This is a genomic window from Streptomyces aureus, from assembly GCF_001418135.1.
GTDB classification, from domain to species: Bacteria; Actinomycetota; Actinomycetes; order Streptomycetales; family Streptomycetaceae; genus Streptomyces; species Streptomyces aureus_A.
In genome coordinates this window covers 1-5944 of record NZ_LIPQ01000551.1, presented here as the reverse complement: position 1 = coordinate 5944, position 5944 = coordinate 1, and the positions used below count along the sequence as shown (strand labels likewise).

Genomic DNA, 5944 nt, shown 5'->3' with positions numbered 1-5944 from the left:
CCTGCGACGGGCGGCGGAGCCGTGCCGGCGCGCCGACGCCTCCGCCGCCCGTCGCAGGTGCTCGGGCCGGCCGTCGACGGTCCAGCCGCCGTCCGCCGTGCGGCCCCGCCCGCCCTTCGTCGCCACGAGTACGCCGTCCGCGCCGCCACCGTACGAGGCGAGGGCCCGCGCCACGAGCAGTTCGCCCTCGCCGGGCGTGCCGGTCGGCGGGTGGTAGGAGTCGGCGGTGTCGAGCAGGGTCACGCCCGCGTCGAGGGCGGCGTGCACGGTGGCGACGGCCCGCGTCCCGTCCGGCCGGCCCTCGACGGAGAGCGGCATGGTGCCGAGGCCGACGGCGCCGACCCGCACGTCGCCCAGCATCCGGAAGCGCGTCACTTCGTCGCCTCCCCGACCGTCTCGGCCACGGCGTCCGCGAGCCAGGCGGAGGAATGGGAGAAGGAATAACCGAGTCCGACCGCGCGGGAGTTGTCCATTCCGTACGAGCGGGCGAACGAGAACGGCGAGATCTCGCCGACCTCCACCTCCCGGAAGACGGTCCGGCCGCCGACCCGCCTCTCGATCTCGGCGCAGATCTCGGCCGTGGTCAGCGGCCCGTGGGAGTGGGCGTTCACCGGTCCGGTGAAGTCCGCTCCGACCGCGGCCCAGGCGAGAAAGGCGGCGATCTCCTCGACGTACACATAGGTCGCCGGCTGGTTCACGACCGGTACGGCGATGGGCTCGCCCGCCCGGATGCGCCGCGCGTAGTGGTCGATCCGGCCGGTGAAGTCGTCGGCGCCGCCCAGCACATGGGCCACCCGCACCGACGTCCACGCGAACGGCGGACCGGCGCCGTCGGCGGCCGCGCCCGCGAAGACCGCCTCGGCCTGCCGCTTCCCCTCCCCGTAGTGCGCCTCGCGGAAGTCCGGGTCCTCCCAGGGCGCGCCCGTGTCGACGGCGACCGTGCCCAGGTCGAGGGCGTCCTCGGCGACGGGCGCGGCCGAGTCCTCGTACTCGTACACCTCCACCGTCGACGTCATCACATAGCGCCGGGTGCGCGCCGCGAAGACGCGTCGGGCGATCTCCGCCTGGCGCGGGGTGTAGCAGACCTGGTCCACGACGACGTCGAAGGAACGCCCTGCGAGAACGGATTCCAGGGCGGCCTCGTCGTCGCGGTCGGCGACGAGATGCTCGATTCCGTCGGGCGCGTCCGAGGAACCCCGATTGAGGATCGTGACCCGATGCCCGGATTCCCCGAGCAGCGTGATGAGCCGCTTTCCGAAATACCGGTTCCCACCGATCACCAGAACGTTCTTCATTTCCGTGCCACCGTCCCAACTCCCTTGTCCCACCGGACAAGTGTTACGTTGATCGTCCGCCGTCTGAAGGGGGAAACATGGGAGTCCAGACAGTCGGGCCGAAGGAACCACGGCATTCGCGGCCGGCCACCGAAGAAACCTCGGCGGCCGTTTTCGACGCCGTCGACCGGCAGATCCTGGACCTCCTCCAGAGCGACGGCCGCATCAAGCTCAGCGAGCTCGGCCGCCGCGTCCGGCTCAGCCCCGCGGCCGTCACCGAGCGGGTCCGCCGCCTGGAGGCGAGCGGCGCGGTCACCGGCTACGGCGCCCATGTCTCCCCGGCCCGCCTCGGCTACGGCATCCAGGCCTTCATCCGGGTGAACCCGCACGGCGGCTACACCCTGAAGCACCCGCGGACCCTCGAACTGATCGCGCGCCCCGAGATCCTGGAGGTCCACCACGTGGTCGGCGAGGACTGCTGGATCCTCAAGGTCGCCGTCACCGACACCGTCCACCTCGAAGACGTCCTGGAGCAGACGTCGGCGCTCGGCCGGACCACGACGTCGATCGTGCTCTCGTCCCCGGTGGAACGGAAGCCGCTGCTGCCGCCCGCCCGCTCCTGACCGCTTGCCTTGACGTGGGCGTCAAGGCCTACGGTCGTGGACATGCGCATCGGAGAGCTCGCCGAGCGGGCCGGAACGACCACACGGACTCTGCGCTACTACGAGTCCCGTGGCCTGCTGGCCGCCCGGCGCACGGAGAACGGCCACCGCACGTACGACGAGGACGACCTGCGTCTCCTCCGGCAGATCAGGACCCTGCAGGACTTCGGGTTCGAGCTGGAGGAGACGCGGCCGTTCGTCGACTGCCTGCGCGCCGGGCATCCGGCGGGGGACTCCTGTCCCGCGTCGATCGCCGTCTACCGGCGGAAGGTCGCCGAGCTGGACGGGCTGATCGCACAGCTCCGGGCGGTACGCGCCGAGGTGGGCGCGCAGCTGCTCCGCGCCGAGGCGGAGCTGCCGCACGGCCCGGAACCCCGGTGCGAGCTCGGTGCGGAGTGGGACACGGAAGCTGCGACGACGGAGGGACAACAGGGATGAGGACGTACGCGGAGGGCGTGGCCGAGGTCACCGACGCGGACTTCGATACGGAGGTGCTGGCCGCCGGGCTGCCGGTCCTGGTGAAGTTCACCGCGGAGTGGTGCGGGCCGTGCCGGCAGCTGACGCCGGTGCTCGCCGCCATCGCCGCGGAGGAGGCGGAGCGGCTCCGGATCGTCGAGATCGACGTCGACCGGAACCCCGGGACCACGGTGCGGTACGGGGTCCTCGCGACCCCGACCCTCATGGTCTTCCGGGCGGGCGAGCCCGTGAAGTCCCTCGTCGGCGCCCGCCCGAAGCGCCGTCTCCTGCAGGAGCTGGAGGACGTCCTCGCCTAGGCGGGCCCGCGACCCTTCGGCAGGGCATACAGAAATACCCCGACTACAATTGACAGTCGGGGTATTTCATCGCGTATATTAATGGATTCTGCGCCCGGAAACACCACAGGCGCAGAGAAGTTCAATAAACGCACTGTATCGCGCCGGGAGTCGAATTGTCAACCGAGGAATTTCGGAACGAGCAGCAATTCATCACCGATCTCTACACACGACTCGACGATCTGAGGGACCAAGCCGAGGCCGCCGTCGAGCGCGCCCTGCGCACCCCGGGGGCCGGCGGCAACCAGGGCCGGCTCGAACGCGACGTCATGGTCGCCGAGCAGTCCGGGCTGCTCGCCGCGCTCAACGCCGGGGAGAGCGGGCTCTGTTTCGGCCGGCTCGTCTTCAAGGACGGGCGCGACCACCACATCGGCCGGCTCGGCATCCGCGAGGACGACCCGAACCGCACCCCGCTGGTCGTCGACTGGCGCGCCGAGGTGGCCCGGCCCTTCTATCTCGCCACCGGTTACGAGCCGATGGGGCTCTCCCGCCGACGGCACATCAGCACCCTCGGCCGGACGGTCACGGCACTCCACGACGAGGTGCTCGACCTCGGCGACGCCACCCGCACCGGGCACGAGAGCCGCGACGCCGACGAGGTGCTGCTCGCCGCGCTCGACACCGCCCGCACCGGCCGGATGCACGACATCGTGCAGACCATCCAGGCCGAGCAGGACGCCATCATCCGCTCCCCGCACCGCGGTGTCCTGGTCGTCGAGGGCGGCCCCGGCACCGGCAAGACGGCCGTCGCCCTGCACCGCGCCGCCTACCTCCTCTACGCGCACCGCGAGCAGCTCGCCAAGCGGGCCGTCCTCATCGTCGGCCCCAACCCGGCCTTCCTCGGCTACATCGGCAACGTCCTGCCCTCGCTCGGCGAGACCGGCGTCCTCCTGGCCACCCCCGCCGAGCTGTTCCCCGGCGTCCGCGCCACCGGCACCGACACCCCGCGCGCCGCCGCCGTCAAGGGCTCCGCCGTCATGGCCGGGGCGCTCGCCGCGGCCGTACGGGACCGCCAGCAGGTCCCCGAGCGCGGCGAGCCGCTGATCGTCCCGCACGAGGACGGCGACCTGGTCATCGACTGGGACATGGCCCTGGAGGCCCGCCACAAGGCCCGCGAGACGGCCCTCCCGCACAATCTGGCCCGCCCCTACTTCGTCTTCCGGATCCTCGACGCGCTCGCCGAACAGCTCGCCGACCGGATCGGCGCCGACCCCTACGGCGGCCCCAACTTCCTCGGCCCCGACGACATCGCCCTGCTCGCCAAGGGCATCGCCGGGAACCCCGAGGTGTACGCGGCGATCGACACCCTCTGGCCCGCGCTCACCCCGCAGGACTTCCTCGCCGACTACCTGGCCGAACCCACCCACCTCGCCGACGCGGAGGACATCGAGGCGATCCGGCGCGACGGACGCGACGGCGAGGTCTGGACCCCCGCCGACGTGCCGCTGCTCGACGAGGCCGCCGAACTCCTCGGCGAGGACGACTCTGCGGTCCGCGCCGCCGAGGAGGCCGAGCGGCAGAAGCAGATCCAGTACGCCCAGGGCGTCCTCGACGTCTCCTACGCCTCCCGTACCTACGAGTTCGAGGACAAGGAGGAGCACGACAAGGACGCCTCGGAGGTCCTCTCGGCCCACGACATCATCGACGCCGAGCGCTTCGCCGAGCGGCACGAGGAGGCCGACCACCGCACGGCCGCCGAGCGCGCCGCCGCCGACCGCACCTGGGCCTTCGGGCACATCATCGTCGACGAGGCGCAGGAGCTCTCCGCGATGGCCTGGCGGCTCCTCATGCGCCGCAGCCCCAACCGCTCGATGACCCTGGTCGGCGACCCCGCCCAGACCGGCGACCCGGCCGGCGTCGGCGCCTGGGAGCGGATCCTCGCCCCGTACGTGGAGGACCGCTGGGAGCTGGTGCGCCTCGGCGTCAACTACCGCACGCCCGCCGAGATCATGGCCGTCGCGGCCGAGGTGCGGCGGGCCGACGACCCGGGGTTCGAGCCGCCGAGCTCGGTACGGTCCACCGGGGTGGAGCCCTGGGACCGGACGGTGGACGACCCGGTGAAGGAGGCCGCCGACGCGGTGGCGACCGAGCTGCGCGAGGAGGGCGTGATCGCCGTGATCGCCCCACCGGAGCTGCACCCCGGGCTGATCTCCGCGCTGCCTGAGGCCGCGTACGGCCCGGCTCCCGACCTCACCCGGCCGGTCGTGCTGCTCGACCCCCGGCAGGCGAAGGGCCTGGAGTTCGACACCGTGCTGGTCGTCGACCCGGAGGGCATCGTGGCCGGGGCGGCGCACGGGACGAACGACCTGTACGTGGCGCTGACCCGGGCGACCCAGCGGCTCGGGATCATCCGGTCCGCAGCTCGCAGGTGAACAGCCGCGCGCCGTCCTGGTACCCGGTGACCTCGAACGTCCCGGGTACGTCGGCCGTCCCTGTCGCCCCTGCCGTTCCTGCCGTGCTCGTGGGCTCCGCCCGGAGCAGGCAGGGGCCGCCGTGGAACTCGGCGTACCGGTCGAAGGCGATCCGCAGCGCGACCGGCAGGCAGGGGCGGGGCCACACGGCGGCGGAGACGGCCTGCCGGGCGGCCTCCAGGAAGAGCATTCCCGGTATGTGATCGTTGGGCCGCTGGAAGAGGGTGGGGTGACCGGTGTCGACGACCAGTTCCCACACCCCCTCCCGGCCGGTGGGGGCGAGGAGCACGTCCTCGGGCCTCACCCGCCCGGTGAGCGGCGCCGGGGCCCGGTGGGTCCACGGGCCGGGGTGGGCGACCCCGGCCTCGACGTGCCCGCCGCGCAGCCTGCGGTAGGCGGCGCCGCCGGCGAACCGGGCGTGCGCGCCGCCCGTCGCCACCACGCGCGCGTCACGTCGCACGGTCCACTCCACCAGCATCTCGGTCAACTGATCCCCGCGAAGCACGAGTTCGGCGAACCGGATCTCGATGTCCGGCTCCTCGCCGGTGATCGCGAAGCCCGCCGGATCGCAGGTCAGGGAGATCTCGCTCAGCAGGATGTGGCGGGTCAGCGGCAGCCCGTGGACCGAGTGCAGGAGGGCCATCGTGGCCTGCCGCAGCGTCTCGACGACCAGGAGCGGATCGTGGTACCCCTCCGCACCCCGGCGGACCGGGGTGAAGAACGGGTGGTCGGTGGGCCAGGAGGCCCGGACCGCGAAGCGGTCCTTCCCGTCGAGCGGTCGCCAC

The 5944-nt window shown here is 72.5% G+C and carries 7 protein-coding genes; 4 read left to right on the top strand and 3 right to left on the bottom strand.

Annotated elements, in window-relative coordinates; all coding sequences use genetic code 11:
- Positions 1-360, bottom strand: a 360-nt coding sequence (locus AOK00_RS33725; protein WP_173861715.1) for an aldo/keto reductase, incomplete at its 3' end; no start/stop codon positions are given.
- Between the two features lie 11 nt (positions 361-371).
- Complete coding sequence (locus tag AOK00_RS33720; RefSeq protein ID WP_055603947.1) at positions 372-1295, bottom strand: NAD-dependent epimerase/dehydratase family protein; 924 nt, start codon at positions 1293-1295, stop codon at positions 372-374.
- A 77-nt stretch (positions 1296-1372) separates the two neighbouring features.
- On the opposite strand from AOK00_RS33720, the gene AOK00_RS33715 reads away from it, so the two are divergent.
- The 4 genes from AOK00_RS33715 (at position 1373) to AOK00_RS33700 (ending at position 5120) form a co-directional block, all read left to right on the top strand.
- Positions 1373-1897: an Lrp/AsnC family transcriptional regulator gene (locus AOK00_RS33715; RefSeq protein ID WP_079042335.1), complete on the top strand. Its 525-nt coding sequence runs from the start codon at positions 1373-1375 to the stop codon at positions 1895-1897.
- Between the two features lie 42 nt (positions 1898-1939).
- Positions 1940-2374, top strand: coding sequence for a MerR family transcriptional regulator (locus AOK00_RS33710; RefSeq protein ID WP_055603946.1), 435 nt, complete (start codon positions 1940-1942; stop codon positions 2372-2374).
- Positions 2371-2709 carry a thioredoxin family protein gene (locus AOK00_RS33705; protein ID WP_055603945.1) on the top strand — a complete coding sequence of 113 codons (339 nt, stop codon included), beginning with the start codon at positions 2371-2373 and terminating at the stop codon, positions 2707-2709. The genes AOK00_RS33710 and AOK00_RS33705 overlap by 4 nt, the downstream gene beginning before the upstream one ends.
- Before the next feature lie 155 nt (positions 2710-2864).
- Positions 2865-5120: a HelD family protein gene (locus AOK00_RS33700; protein WP_055603944.1), complete on the top strand. Its 2256-nt coding sequence runs from the start codon at positions 2865-2867 to the stop codon at positions 5118-5120.
- Here the strand turns inward: AOK00_RS33700 and AOK00_RS33695 are convergent.
- Positions 5095-5944, bottom strand: an 850-nt coding sequence (locus tag AOK00_RS33695; protein ID WP_055603943.1) for a ScbA/BarX family gamma-butyrolactone biosynthesis protein, incomplete at its 5' end; no start/stop codon positions are given. The two genes, AOK00_RS33700 and AOK00_RS33695, sit on opposite strands and share 26 nt — an antisense overlap.